The organism is Epilithonimonas sp. JDS (assembly GCF_021261315.1).
Classification (GTDB): domain Bacteria; phylum Bacteroidota; class Bacteroidia; order Flavobacteriales; family Weeksellaceae; genus Epilithonimonas.
Genome location: NZ_JAJSAX010000001.1, coordinates 1,157,195 through 1,173,887, shown reverse-complemented (window position 1 = coordinate 1,173,887; position 16,693 = coordinate 1,157,195). Strand labels below are relative to the sequence as shown.

The 16,693-nt window shown below is 37.2% G+C and carries 10 protein-coding genes; all 10 read left to right on the top strand.

The features are described 5' to 3' along the window. Positions 1-28 precede the first annotated feature (28 nt). The 10 genes from infB (at position 29) to fabD (ending at position 16,602) form a co-directional block, all read left to right on the top strand. On the top strand, positions 29-2,899 hold the full coding sequence (gene infB, locus LUD75_RS05520; protein ID WP_232704660.1) for a translation initiation factor IF-2: 2,871 nt from the start codon (positions 29-31) through the stop codon (positions 2,897-2,899). A 295-nt stretch (positions 2,900-3,194) separates the two neighbouring features. Beyond that, positions 3,195-6,158 (top strand): SusC/RagA family TonB-linked outer membrane protein, encoded by a 2,964-nt coding sequence (locus LUD75_RS05515; protein WP_232704659.1) that lies wholly within the window; start codon positions 3,195-3,197, stop codon positions 6,156-6,158. Positions 6,159-6,176: 18 nt separating this feature from the next. Next, positions 6,177-7,682 carry a RagB/SusD family nutrient uptake outer membrane protein gene (locus LUD75_RS05510; protein ID WP_232704658.1) on the top strand — a complete coding sequence of 502 codons (1,506 nt, stop codon included), beginning with the start codon at positions 6,177-6,179 and terminating at the stop codon, positions 7,680-7,682. A 164-nt stretch (positions 7,683-7,846) separates the two neighbouring features. Next, complete coding sequence (locus tag LUD75_RS05505; RefSeq protein ID WP_232704657.1) at positions 7,847-9,208, top strand: T9SS type A sorting domain-containing protein; 1,362 nt, start codon at positions 7,847-7,849, stop codon at positions 9,206-9,208. Between the two features lie 96 nt (positions 9,209-9,304). After that, positions 9,305-11,227, top strand: coding sequence for a putative porin (locus tag LUD75_RS05500; protein WP_232704656.1), 1,923 nt, complete (start codon positions 9,305-9,307; stop codon positions 11,225-11,227). 150 nt (positions 11,228-11,377) lie between these two features. Then, the gene (gene bshC, locus LUD75_RS05495; RefSeq protein WP_317207306.1) at positions 11,378-13,000 is read left to right on the top strand and encodes a bacillithiol biosynthesis cysteine-adding enzyme BshC; all 1,623 of its coding nucleotides are present in this window, start codon (positions 11,378-11,380) and stop codon (positions 12,998-13,000) included. Positions 13,001-13,071: 71 nt separating this feature from the next. Then, the gene (locus LUD75_RS05490) at positions 13,072-13,290 is read left to right on the top strand and encodes a hypothetical protein (protein WP_232704655.1); all 219 of its coding nucleotides are present in this window, start codon (positions 13,072-13,074) and stop codon (positions 13,288-13,290) included. Further along, positions 13,290-13,562, top strand: a complete 273-nt coding sequence (locus LUD75_RS05485; RefSeq protein WP_232704654.1) for a type II toxin-antitoxin system YafQ family toxin — start codon at positions 13,290-13,292, stop codon at positions 13,560-13,562. Before LUD75_RS05490 ends, LUD75_RS05485 begins: the two co-directional genes overlap by 1 nt. 58 nt (positions 13,563-13,620) lie before the next feature. Continuing rightward, complete coding sequence (locus LUD75_RS05480; RefSeq protein ID WP_232704653.1) at positions 13,621-15,603, top strand: LysM peptidoglycan-binding domain-containing protein; 1,983 nt, start codon at positions 13,621-13,623, stop codon at positions 15,601-15,603. Between the two features lie 123 nt (positions 15,604-15,726). Further along, positions 15,727-16,602 (top strand): ACP S-malonyltransferase, encoded by an 876-nt coding sequence (gene fabD, locus LUD75_RS05475; protein WP_232704652.1) that lies wholly within the window; start codon positions 15,727-15,729, stop codon positions 16,600-16,602. The last annotated feature ends 91 nt before the right edge of the window (positions 16,603-16,693 follow it).

The following is a 16,693-nucleotide window of genomic DNA, read 5'->3' as shown; positions in this document are numbered from 1 at the left end:
CGCTAAAGCCAAAAGCAAATTTATATTTATGCCAAAAATAAGATTAAATAAAGCCGTTAAAGAACTTAACATTTCTATCCCAAGAGCTGTGGAATATCTGCAGGGAAAAGGGATTGAGGTGGACAGTAATCCTAACGCTCTATTGGAAGAACAGGCATTTTCTGCATTGGAAGCTGAGTTCCGAAAAGATGGAGAACAGAGAAAAGCTTCTCATGAGGTGGTTATTTCTAAAGTTCCTGACGAAAAATTAGCGATCGAAGAAAAAGCACCTGAGGTTATAAGAGCCAAATCAAACGCAAGACCTGAAACCAGAATCTTGGGAAAAATCGACTTGAATCCTACGGCTAAGCCTGCGGAGGAAGTTGCTCCTACACCAGAACCGGCAGTAGAAGAGAAAAAAGAAGTGCAGCCAGAGGTTGTAAAAAAAGAAGAAAAACAAGAGTTCAAAGTTTTAGATAAAATCGACCTTTCTACAATTGATACAGGAAGACCAAAGCCTTCTGAGAAACCAAAAGTGACTGAGAAGCCAGCGGAAGAACCAAAACCTGTCATCAAAGAAGAGCCGAAAGCTGAACCTAAAGTTGAAGAGCAGCCAACAAAACCTGTTGAAACTGTTCAAGGTCCGGATTCTGAAGAATCTCAAAAAATCGAAACGGTTTACCAGAAATTAGACGGTCCAAAGATAGTTGGTGAAAAGATTGATTTGACCCAATTCAACAGAAAACCATCTTCGAACTCAAATAATAACGCTGCCAAAAAGAAAAGAAAGCGTATTACCAAAGATGTTCCAGGTCAAACCAATACCAACCAGGGAGCAAATACCCAAGGTGGTGCTAACAGACCAGCAGGGCACGGTAATAACCAAGGCAATCGTCCGCCAGGACAAGGTGGAAACCGTCCGGGAGGAAACAACAACCGTCCGGGAGGGAACAGCCGTCCAGGAGGAAATAACAGAGGTGGTCAGGGACAAGCTCGTACAATGCCAGTGGAACTGACAGATGAGCAGGTTAAAAATCAAATTAAAGAAACTTTAGAAAAACTAACCAATAAAGGTGGTAAATCCAAAGGTTCTAAACATAGAAAAGACAAAAGATCTTGGAGAAGAGAGCAGGATGAGATCCAACAGGAGATCGATGCTGCAGACAGAACTCTGAAAGTAACTGAGTTCATCACCGTTAGCGACTTAGCTAGTTTGATGAGTGTAAGTGCTACTGAAGTGATTTCTGCTTGTTTCTCTCTAGGAGTAATGGTGACAATGAACCAGCGTTTGGAAGCCGATACTTTATTATTGGTAGCTGACGAATTTGGTTACAAGATCGAATTCTCTGATGCTGATGTCGAAGAAGCAGCAGCAGACGATGTTGAAGATCTAGCAGAAGATCTATTACCAAGAGCAGCCGTTGTTACCGTAATGGGGCACGTGGATCACGGTAAAACTTCACTCCTTGATTATATTAGAAAAACAAATGTAATTGCCGGTGAATCCGGAGGTATTACACAGCACATTGGTGCTTATAACGTGAAATTGGAAAGTGGACAGAGAATTACATTCTTGGATACACCAGGTCACGAAGCCTTTACCGCGATGAGAGCCAGAGGTGCTCAGATCACGGATATTGCTATCATTGTTGTTGCAGCGGATGATGACGTGATGCCACAAACAAAAGAAGCTATTGCACACGCACAAGCGGCTGGAGTTCCAATGATCATTGCGATCAATAAAGTAGATAAAGCAGGTGCAAATCCAGATAAAATCAGAGAGCAACTATCGGCAATGAATGTCTTGGTTGAAGAATGGGGTGGAAATGTACAGGCACAGGAAATCTCTGCTAAATTTGGTAACAATGTAGATTTGTTATTGGAAAAAGTATTACTTCAGGCAGAAATGTTGGAATTGAAATCAAATCCAAACAAGCAAGCAAGTGGAGTAGTGATAGAAGCAGCCCTGGACAAAGGTCGTGGATATGTAGCCACAATGTTGGTTCAAAACGGAACTTTGAAAGTGGGAGATTACGTGCTTGCAGGTAAGAACCATGGTAAAGTAAAAGCAATGCTTGACGAACGTGGAAAAGCTATGGAAAGCGCAGGACCATCAATCCCGGTTACAATTCTAGGTTTGGACGGCGCACCTACAGCAGGAGATAAATTCCGAGTTTTCGCTGATGAGAAAGAAGCGAAAACCATTGCAAATAAGAGAGAACAGCTTCAAAGAGAGCAGTCTATCAGAACCAAGAAACACTTGACGCTTGATGAGATCGGTCGTCGTATCGCTCTAGGTGATTTCAAAGAATTGAATATTATCCTTAAAGGTGACGTGGATGGTTCGGTTGAGGCATTAGCTGATCAGTTACAGAGATTGTCAACTGAAGAGATTCAGGTAAATATCTTGCACAAAGGTGTTGGTCAGATTACAGAATCTGATGTATTACTAGCGGCAGCGTCTGATGCTATTATGATTGGTTTCAACGTAAGAGCAAGTGTGAATGCAAAAGATATTGCTGATAAGGAAGAAGTGGAGATCAGAACGTACTCTATCATCTACCGAGCTATCGACGAAGTGAAAGAAGCGATGGAAGGAATGCTTTCTCCGGAGATCCAGGAACAAGTCATTGGTAATGTGGAAATCCGTGAAGTATTCAGAATTTCTAAAGTTGGATCTATCGCAGGTTGTATGGTTCTAACTGGTAAAGTAACCCGAAATTCAAGTATCAGACTTCTTAGAGATGGTATTGTGAAATTTGACGGTCAGCTGGAAAGTTTGAAACGTTTCAAAGATGATGTGAAGGAAGTGACCAAAGGTTACGAATGTGGATTGAACATCAAAGGATACAATGATATTGAAATTGGAGATATCCTGGAAGTATACGAAGAAGTAGCTGTTAAGAAAAAGCTTAAATAATTCATTTATAAATATTAAAACCGTCTGTCAAGGCGGTTTTTTTAATGTTAATTTTGTTATTTATATTAATTCTAAATAAAATATTTTCAATTGACTATCATGGCAATCATCGTTAATAAGCTTATTGTAATATTCACATTACTTAACTGAAAATTTAATTAAATTTAAAAAATATTGCTTTATTTGAATGTAATATTATAATATATAATCATTTTAATAATTAATACCTAAATGATTTCTTTGTAGTGTTAATATTTTTTAACATATTTGCAGATTATAATTAAATAGTGTTAATATGAATGTAAAATTACGATTGTTATCCGTTGGTGTATTGTTCTTTACAGGGCAGGCATTAATGGCGCAAAAAGCTAAGAAGGACACAGCTAGCACAAGAGACATTGAAGAAGTAGTAGTAATTGGGAACATCAAGTTGGATCCGGCTCAGAAAGTAGGTTCTTACAGTACAGTTTCCAAAGCAAATTTTGAATCGACTCCATTCTCGTCTATTGATGAAGTATTAAATGGTAGAGTTGCTGGTTTGAATTTTTCTTCTGCCAGTGGTGATCCGGGATCTTCCAATATGGTAATTATTAGAGGAGTTAGTTCACTAATTGGAACACCCAATCCATTATATATTATTGATGGAGTTGTGGTAGGGAAAGGAGCGGATAATGCTCAAATGATGGAATCTTGGAATCCGTTGGCTGCAATTGATCCGAATGCAATCGAATCTGTTCAGGTTTTGAAAGATGCTTCTGCAACTGCATTATATGGTTCGAGAGGTGCTAATGGTGTAATCATCGTTAAAACAAAAAAAGGGAAGTACAATCAGAAAACCAAATTTGAGTTCTCTACAGAAACGGGACTTCAAGATAGAGCTTTTGATAAGCTTGATCTGATGTCAGGAGATGAGTATATAAAGTACGGATCAATGTTAATCTGGAACAGTAGAGGCCAAGGAGTATCTGCGGATGCAGTTCCTGATATGGCAGCTGCTAGAAAGTATTTTCTAGAAAATTACGAGAATACATATTATAACAATGGTGATTTAACTGGTACAAATACGGATTGGGTAAAAGCAGTTACTAGAGGTACCTCAATGGTAAATACTTATAATTTTGGAGCTTCTGGTGGTGGAGAGAACACGTCTTTCAGAATTGGTGGTTCTTATTACCAAAATAAACCTTTAGTATTAACTTCTGCTTTCGACAGAATTAGCATCAATGCAGCAATAGATCACAAGGCTTCGGATAAATTGAAGTTTGGGTTAAATGTCAACTACTCTAATGTAAAAAGAAATACATATTATGGTGGTAGAGCTTCTGCTAATCCTGTGACTTCTTCTATTATGATTTCTCCATTGCGTCCTATTTATTTAGCGGATGGTAGTTATAATCAAGAAGATCTTGGAGAGGGTTCACCAACACCAGGATTCAACCCAGTTTCTATTTTGAATGAAGCAAGACAGATATCAGCGATCAATACATTTATTGCGTCTGCAAATATGGATTATAGTTTTGCAAAAAATCTATCTTTTAACTCATTATTTGGTGCACAAGCTGTATTTCAAAGAGAAAGACAAATCATTCAAGCTGGTCATCCTGTATTTACTATCATGACTCAGGATCAGGGAGCTTTAGGAGATTTCAGAACAAATACATTGGATTGGAACTGGAGTAATACTGTTAATTATCATAATGTATTTGGAGATAGGCATTCTGTTGACGCTTCCGGAGGGATGGAATACCAGGACCACACTTACAATCTTTTAAGAGTTGAGACATATAGCACTAATTCTAGTGACCCATACTTTCAGTTTTCAGATGTTCAGTTTGCTAGTGGTGAGGATCTAGCTTGGAGACAAATCTCCTACTTTGGAAGATTGAATTATAGTTTTGATAAAAAATATTCTGTTTCAGGGCAGATCCGTAGAGACGGTAATTCTACTTTAGGGACTGAGAAGTTTGGAACGTTTTGGTCTATTGGAGGTTCTTGGAATGTAGCGCAGGAATCATTTGCACCAGAGAAATTTTCTACTTTTAATCTAAGAGCGAGCTATGGTGTTTTAGGTAATATTCCTTACGCAGACCAATGGGGATCTCAATATAATTCTGAGACTTTGTTAGGTTATAACTGGACTTATAACTGGGGTAACGGTAATGGATTTGGAAGTATTATAAACGCGGGAAACCCGTTATTAACTTGGGAAGAATCTAAGCATTTGGATATCGGTGCCGATTTAGGGTTATTCAATGATCGTTTGAAATTTACATTGGATTATTATAGAAAAATAACAAGCAGTGCGATTTTTGATAGAAATCTTTCTTCAGAATCGGGTGGTCCTTCAAGCTTTTTGGATAATTTAGGTACAATCAATAACACCGGTTTCGAATTGGTAATTGAAGCAACACCTGTCAGAACTAGTGATTTCCAGTGGTACATTAATGCAAATGGAGCGTATTCAAAAACAATGCTGGATAAATTAAATCAAGATCTAGTAACTTTTGAAGGAGACGATGCTGGTGATGCAACTAATGCATTGGTAGCATTGGCGCCAGGACATCAATTAGGTGAGTATTATACTTGGATTTGGGCAGGAGTAGCTACAGCAGATGATACCACGAAGGGTATCAAAGCGGGAGATGCACTTTGGTACACAAACGGAGATAAAACCGATGTTACAAATGATAAAACAAAGGCTGAAAGAGCATGGTTAGGCAAGAGTGCATTTCCTCTTTATAACGTAGGTATTACAAATGAATTCAAATATAAAAATTTGACTTTAAGTTTCCTTTTATCAGGACAGTTTGATTTCTATGTTCAGAATGGCGTACATTCTTATACACTTCACGATGGTAGATTCCCAACTCGTAATCAGGTTACTGATGCATTGTACGATAGCTGGACTGATGCTCCTGGAATGGAAAACTTTGATGCAAACAATCCTAAAGCTATTATCGGTAATCCAAGTAACTCAAGATTAGAGTCTACACGTTTTATCAGTAAGGGAGATCACATCAGATTGAAAGAAATGAAAATTTCGTATTCTTTAGGAGATGTATTCAAGAAAAGTGTAGGGTTGAATAACTGTACAATCTATTTGAGAGGTACAAATTTACTGACTTGGGCATTTGATAAAGGCCTTAACTATGATCCAGAGTCCAACTCTAACTCTTGGTCTTGGTTAGGTAAAGGAAGATATTGGTATGCATCTCCGGTTTTGAGAACCGTATCAATGGGTATTCAATTAGGATTTTAATTTAAACGACGAAAGAAAATGAAAAAATATATTTTAATTGCATCATCATTATTATGTCTGGCTTTTACAAATTCTTGTAGTGAATCAGATTTGGAACTTGAATCTCAAAGTTTAGATAATATTGAAAAACCTCTAACTGAGGAAAAAATACAAATGCTGTTAAGTGGGGCTTATTTTAATTTATCCTCCACCAGTGCTTATGGAACAGAAGCAATGATTGCCGGTGATCTTTTAGGAGATAATCTCTTTGTATCAACTCAAAATCCATCTTACTTGTTTACTGCAAATAAAACTTATAGTGCAACTCAAGGAGATATCGGATTCTATGGTTTGATGTACAATGTTATTGTGGCCTGTAATACTGTAATCAATAGTACTGTTGCAAGCAATGCAAATGTAGATAGGATAAAAGCTGAAGCTAAAATAGTGCGCGGTTTTGCTTATTTTACATTAGTAAATTATTATTCGCCATCCCCAGCTTCAGGTGTTAATCAAGAGTATGGAGTTCCTATTGTTTTGGGAAATTATGATTCTTTGATCCAACCGGCAAGATCTACAGTTGCGCAAGTTTATGAGCAGATTATTTCTGATCTTACAGCAGGTGCTAACGGAATAACGGCTACATCAACTTCTAAATCTATTCTTGGAAAGGCTGGTGCTGAGCTACTATTATCTAGAGTATATCTTACCAGGAGAGCACCTGGAGATGCAGCTCTAGCTTTACAATATACTAATGACATTATAAATAATGCTACATTATATAATTTAGAACCAGTAGCTCAAGCTGACTATTTTAATTATTTTGCTTCTACTAATGATGCACTTTCTGAAGGGCAATCTGAAACAATTTGGGAGCTTGACCAGAATGATAATGCCAATATAGTTACAGGAATAGGCTCTAATGTTTCTCTTCCGGGATATTACAGTAGATTGGATTCTAGAAGATGTTTGTTATTCACTCAAAATTTTTACAATACCTTTACTACAGGAACAGGAACTACATCTACAGATGTGAGAAGAGGTGCAACAGCAACAGGTGCTACATCACTTTTGATTTCAACTGGAGCTCCGGCTACTGATACACCTAAAGGATTTTGGACAAATAAATATCCAAGATTAACAAGTGCTGATGCGGCTAGCAATCAACAGCCGTATTTTAGAAACATCAAAGTGCTAAGATTTGCGGAGGCAGAACTAAATAGAATTGAAGCATTATATCACACAGGTCAGCAGGCTCTTGCTCTTACAGAATTGAACAGCTTTGCTACGAAGAGAAGAGGTAAACTTTATTCCAGTACTGGAGCTGCTCTACTTACAGATATTTTAACAGAAAGAGCTAAAGAATTCTATGGAGAAGGGCAAAGATTCTTGGATCTAAAACGTTACAACCTTCCAATAGTAAAAGCAACTAATTGTGTTTCCAATTGTAATGTTCCCGCTGGTGATAAGTTATTTGTTCTTCCAGTTGGACAGGGATCAATAAATGCAAATCCGAACTTAAAACAATACCCAGGATATAATTAATCTGTATTATATCTTTTATAATCATAAGAATGCTTTTTTAGAAATGAAAAGGCATTCTTATTTTAAAATTAGTGTTATCGCAAACTTTAACATTAAATTCTTCGATAAGATTACCGATAAACATTATTTATTACTATATTTACATAAATTTAAATTTTTTAATTATGAAAAAAATATTACTTTCTTTAGCCTTAGTTTCGATGGTAGGTGTTTCTCAAGCTCAATCTTGGGTTACAAAAACAACAGGAGCTCCTGCTTTACATTTTGTAAACGCTCTTAAAGCAGTCAACACAAGTACAATCTGGTTTAGCGATACAGCATCTGCATCAGCAACTGATACCGGTAGATATATCGGGTTATCAACTGATGGTGGTAATACTTGGGCTAACAAATTAATTTCAGGCCCGGTTGCGGCAGCTACAATTGGTGATATGCACCCAATTTCTGCAACTACTGCTTGGCTAGTAAGTTCAGGATCAGGAGCACAAAATGGAATCTGGAAAACTACAAATGCAGGAACATCTTGGACAAAACAAACTACTGCGCCTTTTAGTACTGCTATCTCTTTTGCAAACGTTGTTCATTTCTGGGATGAAAACGTTGGATTCTGTGCTGGAGATCCATTTGGAACTGGTGCAAACCTAAGATTCGAAATGTATACAACTACAAATGGTGGTACTACTTGGACTAATCTTCCCACTGGTACAGCTCCAGCTCCTTTGAATGGTGCAGAGTTTGGCTATACAGGGAAAATTACTGTTCTAGGTGATAATATCTGGTATGGTACAGATTTAGGAAGAGTTCTTTATTCTCCAAATAAAGGTGCTTCTTGGCAAGCTTTCCAAACACCAGCGGTTGACTTTGGAGGTGTAACTGTTAGTGGATTTACTGCTGATGTTGCTTTTAGAGATACATCCAATGGTTTGTTGATTTCTGATGAGGATGGCGTTTCTCTACTTTATTCGACTACTAACAGTGGATCTACTTGGTCAGCACCAATGACACCTGTTGGTCCTTTCTATTCTAATAACATTGAGTATGTTCCTGGAACACCTAATACTTATGTAAGTTCAGGATTTGATGCGGGATCTTCTATTTCTAACGATGGTGGTTTAACTTGGAGAGAAATTGGAAGTGATCCTGTTACTCCAGGTAAATATTATGGATCTTTAGAGTTTCTTAGTCCAACTGTAGGTTTTGCAGGTGGTGTAAGTCAAGCGCAAGTTGGTGGTGTAGCGGTACCGGCTTTCAGCGTATTGTCAGGGAATGTTCTATTAGCTGTTTCAGAATCTGATGCAAACAAACTGAAATTGTCTGTTTTCCCAAATCCTGCTTCAGACGTTCTTAACTTGAAATCTGATAAAGAAATTACAGGAGTTACAGTTATCGATCTTTCTGGTAAAATTATCAAAAGAGAAAAAGGTGCTTCTCAAATCAACGTTTCAAACTTAGCTAAAGGAACTTATGTAGTTCAGGCAGCTTACAAAAACGGTTCTGTTGAGAATACCAAATTCATCAAAAAATAATCAACATTATTTTTAAATACAATCCCGTCTCGTTTTATAATGAGACGGGATTTTTTATTTAAGTATAATTAGTATTTTTGTACTCAAATTTCCTTGATGAAATATTTATTATTACTCTCGTTCGTTTTTAGCATTTTTATAAATGGACAGCAGGTAAACAAAACAGACTCCAATACACTATCTTCAGATACCATCAAAGTAGACTCAGGAGAGAAAGATTCTATGGAGATCTACAAGCCTACAATCAACGATTATCAGGTGAAAACTAGATTCTCCGAAAAGAAAATCTATGATACCACTTTTACTATCGAGAGATCTTATATTGTAACGCAGTACAACAAAAAAGACAACTTTGGAAAGATTCAGTCGGCAAACATCGGCTCGGGATTCCAGAATTTAGTCTACGAAAAAAATGCAGAGCAGAATCTAAATCTCCTTCCGGAAAACAAATCGTTCTACATCAAAGGCGAAAACGACATCAATTATTACGATGTCAAAACCCCGACAACCACATTTTTCTACAACAACGCTATGAAAAATGGCGGTCAACTCCAGACAACTTACACGCAGAATGTTGGCAAGAATTTCAATTTTGCGATAGAATATATGGGACTCAGATCACAAGGTCTTTACCAGAACAGTCTCGCATCCAGCAACAACACCATATTCAGTGGTCATTATCTCTCGAAAAATGGGAAGTATGAGGCCTATGCTCACTACATTCATCAGAATGTCAACAATCAGGAAAATGGAGGGATTGCAGATCTTAATGTGTTCTTAAATGGAGAATCTCAATTTAACAACAGACAAAATATAGAAACTAATCTTTCCGGTGTAGAATCTCGCTATTCCGCCAGAAGATACTATTTCAGCCAGGAGTTTTCGCCGTTCGATCCGGCAAAATATCCTTTCAAACTGAGACACAAGATTTATCATCAGGGAAACAAATATTATTTGTCAGAAACTACAGCCAATACGGCTTTTTTCGATTCAGACGACATTCCGAATTTCCCGCTTTACAATAAAAAATTCACAAACAATCTGAGCAATACTTTCAGTTTGGTTTGGGACAATGAAAAGTTCAAACTGGACGCAGGTTTCCGCCATCAGTATTTGACTTTTGGAAACAAAAATGCATTTCCGTTATTGAATATTCCAGGCTATTTCAAAGAACAGAGATTTGGCGCTGTCGGTAATTTACAGATCAAATTATTAGACAAAATCCAGCTGAAATCTTTCCTCGAAATTTCCAAAGGTTCAGAATTTGGAAACTATATCAAAACTACAAACCAGTTGGTTTTCGAACCCATCAAAGATTATCTGGTAGAAGGACGCGTCAATTTCCAGTCCGCATATCCGAGTTTCAATTACCTTGTAAATTCCTCGCATTATGTTGATTATAATTATTATCTTGAAAATCCGAACAACGAGATCGTTACGCAGCTTGGAGGAACTGTGAGATTAGCCAAATGGTTTGATACACAACTGTTTGTAGATTTCTTCAAAATCGATAATTACACGTATTTCAACAGCAGTTCAAAACCCGAGCAAAGTTCATCGTCACTTAATATTTCTCAAATCGGAGGCGAAAGTACAGTAAAATACGGCAAATTCAACCTGAATGGAAAAGTACTTTTCCAAAAAGCTTTGAACAACCAGGATCTTCTGCCGATGCCGGATTTCATTGGGCGGATCAACTTGTTTTATCAGGCGCCGGCTTTCAAAAAAGCAGCAGAAGTGCAGGTTGGAGTCAAGCTTTATTACTTCTCAAAATTTGCATCCAGAGAATATTCACCGATTCTTAATGAGTATATTTTGCCGGGAACCAATGCGTATTCCATTGGAGGACAGCCGATTGCAGACGTGTATTTCAATATGAGAGTCAAGCGGATGTTTTTCTACATAGAAGGTCAGCACATCAACCAAACCTTTATGCAGAACAAATCCTTCACATCGCCTTATTATCCGATCTACGATTTCAGGCTCAATCTGGGCGTTGTGTGGTATCTTTTCCATTAATTTAATTATGGCAGCTATTTCCGCCTTCCACTCCCGCTTTTTTTGTTATTGCGAATGGCGTGAAGCAATCAATAGAACTTTTCATAAATCGCAATAACAAAAAAGAGCTCCGTTCAAGTCGGGCTGCGGGATTCTGCAAACAACGAAGATTTGTTATCAGAAAGACCTGTCAACCATCAACCAACAACCATCAACAAAATGACAATTGATTTCGAAAATATAACCAGCATTCCAAAACTCATCAAAGATTTTTTAGGACAAAAACTGGACGGATTTCAGAACAAAGTTTTTGATTTGGAAAATTTCAAAAATCAAATTGTAGAGAAACAGAATTCATTTTCTGATGAGAAAAGGGAAGTTCTTTACGACACTATTTTCTCGCAAAATCAAGAATCTCAATTGTCACCAAAACAGTTGGAGTTTCTTTTCTCATTGAAAGAAAGCAATACATTTACGATAACAACTGGACATCAGCTCAATCTCTTTACAGGTCCGGTTTTCTTCGTTTATAAAATTTTGCAGACGATAAAAACAGTAGAATTTCTAAAATCAAATTTCCCGGATCACAATTTCGTTCCCATATTTTGGATGGCAACTGAAGATCACGATTTCGAAGAGATAGACCATTTCAAAACCCGTGAGCATTATTACGAGATCAAAGGCAATTCCGGAGGCGATGTCGGAAATATTAAAATCGAAGACCAATATTTCATTCAGGAATTTGAAAAAGAATTCAAAGACAATCTCTACGGAACCGAATTGATTCTTTGGGTAAAAAATGCTTACAAAAAAGGAAATTCGCACACACAAGCCATTCGATATTTAGTAAACCAATTGTTTGCAGATTACGGACTACTGACAATCGATGGAAATTCAAAAGAATTGAAATCTCAGGTTAAAGATATTTTCAAAAAGGAATTATTATCAAACCAACTCTTTGAAACCACAAAATCTCAGAGAGAATTTCTGGAAAAAGAATATCACAAAGTTCAGGTAAATCCGAGAGAGATCAATTTATTTTATCTTTCAGAAACCCGAAACCGAATTGAGAATATCAATGATGAATATCAAATTATCGACACAGATTTAAAGTTTACTCAGGAAGAAATTCTGGACGAACTGGAAAATCATCCGGAAAAATTCAGTCCAAATGCTGTGCTTCGTCCGGCTTATCAGGAATCTGTTTTACCAAATTTGGCTTATGTTGGCGGCAATGCAGAGATTATGTATTGGATTGAATTAAAAGGCCATTTCGAATCTATCAATCTTCCGTTTCCGATTTTGGTTCCAAGAAATTCAATGCTTTTCCAAGAAGAAAAAACTTTCAGAAAAATTGAAAACTCAGGTTTGAAAATTGAAAACTTCTTTGAAAATTTTGCCGAAGTTCTAAATCAGAAAATTCTTGAAAATAATGAACTAAAATCACTTCTTGCCGAAAAAGAAATTGAGTTAATAAATTCATTTTCACAGCTAAAAAACAAAGCGTCGGAAACTGAAAAGACTTTTTCAAATTTAGTAGAAGCAGAAGAAACCCGTCAGTTAAAATCTTTCCGAAGAATGCAGAAACGCCTTCTGAAAGCTGAAAAAATAAAACAGTCCGAGCGTTTTGATCAGATGCAGAATCTTTTTCTAAAAGTTCATCCCGGCGGAAACTGGCAGGAAAGAGTTTTCAACTTCAGCGTGTTCTACGCAGATTTTGGCAAGCAATGGATTGATGACTGCTACAAAAAAATGAATGTTGAAAAATCAGAATTAATAATTTCCCCCATTTAATCTGAAAGCATTATTTACAAAAAATTGATTTCCAAATTTTGTATATTTGTTTGGACGAAAATATTGCTGTTATGACAACCATTACAATTAATAAACGCACAAAAGCAGGAAAATTACTTTTCGAAATGGCAAAACTACTTTCCGAAAAAGAAAAAGGAGTCACTATTAAAGAAGACGAAAAACCTCGCTATAACAAGGAAACAGAAAAAGCAATTGCTGATGCACGATTAGGTTTAGGACTTATAAAGGCAGACAGCGTAGAAGAGTTATTTGAAAAACTGAAAAGCTGATGTATCAAGTTATTGCTTCAAACAAATTCAAAAAAGATTTTAAAAAGTCTCTGAAGCGTGGATTGAACGAAGAACTTTTGAAAGAAGTTGTCTCATTACTAGCAGCTGAGGGAATCTTACCTCCAAAATACAAAGCACACAAACTTTCAGGAAACTATGAAGGCTATTGGGAATGTCATATTCAATCCGACTGGCTTTTGGTTTGGGATCAGGAAGAGGAAATAAGATTAATCACATTAATTAGAACCGGAACACATTCTGATTTGTTCTGAAATAAAATGTCGCCCATTTAATCTGAAAGCATTATTTTTGTATCATTATTAAAAAAGAATGATAAAGAATATTTTCATTTTATCCGCAGTTATCGCCTTTTTAGGTTTGTCAGCTCAGAAGACGCACACCGTGGCGCCGAAGGAAACACCTTATGGAATTTCCAAACAGTACGGTCTGTCAATCGATGAATTGTATCAGCTAAACCCTTCCAAAAAAGAAGGCGGCCTGAAAATCGGTGATGTTTTGGTAATTTCCAAAACAGGAAGTTCAACCAAAACGGTAACTCCAAAAACTACGCCTGCAGCGGTTGTAGCGTCTTCCGGCAAAACAGGAACAATCACTTTGCAGCCAAAGCAAACTGTTTATGGCATCACAAAACAATACAAAATATCCGAAGCTGATCTCAGAAAACTGAATCCGCAACTGGATTCTAATCTGAAAATCGGAGATAAGATTACTTTGCCTTTGGATAATATCCAGAGATATTCGGATTCTTCGTCAAATGTTGCCCAGACGACAACCGTTGTTGAAACTAAACCGGTTGCAAAAACTGAAACTGCAGCTTCGGAACCGGCAAAAGGGTTCTACGTTGTGCAGGCAAAAGACAATTATTACAAAATTTCCAAACAGTTCAATCTGACTCAGAAACAATTATTTGCACTCAATCCAGGATTAGAATCAACAGGTTTGAAACCAGGCGAAACTATCAAAGTTTCTGGAGCGGATGCTATAAATGTTGAAGATAACTCTCAAAGTAATACAATTTCTGCTCCTGTTACAAAAACAGTTGCAAGCACTCAAACGCAGACTGCTGCACCAAGCGCATCGTCTTCTGCATCTGGAAATACTTCTACTTCAGAAGATGATTACGTGACTTACACCGTTCAGAGCGGCGATACGATGTTCAGCATTATGAACCATTTCAATGTGACTTTGGATCAGTTGATTTCACTTAATCCAAACCTGGTTGACGGTTTGAAAGCCGGAATGACATTAAAGATCAAAAAACAGGATCCGATGTATTCCAAAAAAGCCGGTGATGTTCTGAGCGTAGTTTTGATGCTGCCGTTCGGTTTTGATGCCAACGATGCAAAATACAGAACAATGTCTATGGATTTCTTGACCGGCGCTAAATTAGCTGCTGAAAGAAATGCGAAAAACGGACAAAAACTGGACATCAAAGTTGTAGATGCAGGAAATGAAAATACCTTCAAAAACAGTCTTTCTCAGATCAATCAGGATAATACGGATTTGATCGTAGGACCTTTTTTCAAATCGAGTATTTTGGAAGTGCTTAATTATGTAAAACAAAAAAGCATTCCTGTAGTTGCGCCTTTTGCAAATTCTCCGGATCTTTTTGATTACAGCAATCTGATCATTATCGAAACCGAAAACTCTGTTTATTCTGACAGAATTGTGAAAGAAGTTTCTCAGGTTTATCAGGATCAGAAAATTTATATTGTTGCAGATAATTCCAAAGCAAATGCAAATGCCATCAAAGCTGGTCTGGACAAATCTTTATCAAAAGCGAATGTTGTAATCGTCAATTCGTCTTCTGACATTCAGTTGGAAAACAATATGATGACAGGACAATCTGTTCCCGTGATTGCTGTTTTGGCTGACGATGATGAATCTGCAGGAAGTGCATTTGCTTCAAAAATCATTGCACTTGGAAAACAGACCGATGGTGTAAAAGCTTTCAGTATGTTTTACAGCCCAAGTTTTGAAAAAAATGTTGATGACCTTTCCAAAGCAAGTCTGGTTTATCTGATGGACAGAAAAATCAATTACGACGGCGATTTTGAAAAAGAAATTCTTGCAGCCTATAAAGCAAAATATTGCAAAACACCATCCAAATATGCCGTGATCGGTTTTGATGTGATGAATGATATGCTGACAAGAGAAAATAAAAAAGGAGAAATTTTTAAACAAATCAATAAGTCACAGACTCAGCTGGCTACAAAATTCGAATTTGTAAAGGCGAAACCAAATGGTGCGTACATCAACAATGGTTACAGAGTGGTAAGATTGATGCAGTAGATAATGGTTGATAGGCGATGAATGATAAGTGATTCAGAATTCGTAATATTCAAAATTAGTATTAAAATAAAATTTAAAACATTGATGAAATAATCAATCATCAATTATCATTTATAAAAATATATGAAAGCACTTGTATTTCCTGGTCAGGGTTCGCAGTATGTAGGAATGGGAAAAGAATTGTACGATTCCCGAAAAGATGTGAAAGACTTGATGGATTCTGCCAATGAGATTCTTGGTTTCGACCTTGTTTCTATAATGTTTAACGGAACAGATGAAGACCTGAAAAAAACCAGCGTTACTCAGCCTGCGATATTTTTACATTCTGTAGCAACAGTGAAAGTGGCTAATGGTCTAGGCGCAGAAATGGTGGCCGGACATTCTTTAGGCGAGTTTTCCGCTTTGGTGGCAAATGGTGTTTTGTCTTTTGAAGACGGTCTGAAATTGGTTTACGAACGCGCTCAGGCAATGCAGATGGCTTGCGACATTAATCCAAGTTCTATGGCCGCAATTCTTGGTTTGGAAGATTCCAAAGTTGAAGAGATTTGTGCTGGAATTGAAGGAATTGTGGTTCCTGCCAATTACAACTGTCCGGGACAATTAGTAATATCCGGAGAAACAGTATCTGTAGAAAAAGCCTGTGAGGCTTTGAAAGCGGCTGGTGCAAAAAGAGCATTGATCCTGCCCGTAAATGGCGCTTTCCACTCGCCATTGATGATGCCGGCTCAAGAGAGATTGGCAGCTGCTATTGAAAAAACAAATTTTAGAAAAGCAATGATTCCTGTTTATCAGAACATCACTACAACTGCAGTTTCTAATCCAGAAGAAATCAAAAAGAACCTGATTGCACAATTGACCGGTCCTGTAAAATGGACGCAGAGTGTACAAAATATGATAAAAGACGGAGCTAATAATTTTATAGAAGTTGGTCCGGGAAAAACACTTCAGGGTTTGATCAAAAAAATCGATTCAGAGGTTTCCGTAGCTTCGGCAATGTAATTGTTCAGCTTCGGAGAAAAGATGTCTTTAGAAATTAATTAACCATTTTTGTAGAAGCTCCGAAGGAGTGAAATGTTTGTAGAAAATGATT

What these genes read in the sequence shown, in the direction of transcription:
- infB (WP_232704660.1), top strand. Translation starts at nt 29, where the DNA reads ATGCCAAAAATAAGATTAAATAAAGCCGTTAAAGAACTTAACATTTCT.
- LUD75_RS05515 (WP_232704659.1), top strand. Translation starts at nt 3,195, where the DNA reads ATGAATGTAAAATTACGATTGTTATCCGTTGGTGTATTGTTCTTTACA.
- LUD75_RS05510 (WP_232704658.1), top strand. Translation starts at nt 6,177, where the DNA reads ATGAAAAAATATATTTTAATTGCATCATCATTATTATGTCTGGCTTTT.
- LUD75_RS05505 (WP_232704657.1), top strand. Translation starts at nt 7,847, where the DNA reads ATGAAAAAAATATTACTTTCTTTAGCCTTAGTTTCGATGGTAGGTGTT.
- LUD75_RS05500 (WP_232704656.1), top strand. Translation starts at nt 9,305, where the DNA reads ATGAAATATTTATTATTACTCTCGTTCGTTTTTAGCATTTTTATAAAT.
- LUD75_RS05490 (WP_232704655.1), top strand. Translation starts at nt 13,072, where the DNA reads ATGACAACCATTACAATTAATAAACGCACAAAAGCAGGAAAATTACTT.
- LUD75_RS05485 (WP_232704654.1), top strand. Translation starts at nt 13,290, where the DNA reads ATGTATCAAGTTATTGCTTCAAACAAATTCAAAAAAGATTTTAAAAAG.
- LUD75_RS05480 (WP_232704653.1), top strand. Translation starts at nt 13,621, where the DNA reads ATGATAAAGAATATTTTCATTTTATCCGCAGTTATCGCCTTTTTAGGT.
- fabD (WP_232704652.1), top strand. Translation starts at nt 15,727, where the DNA reads ATGAAAGCACTTGTATTTCCTGGTCAGGGTTCGCAGTATGTAGGAATG.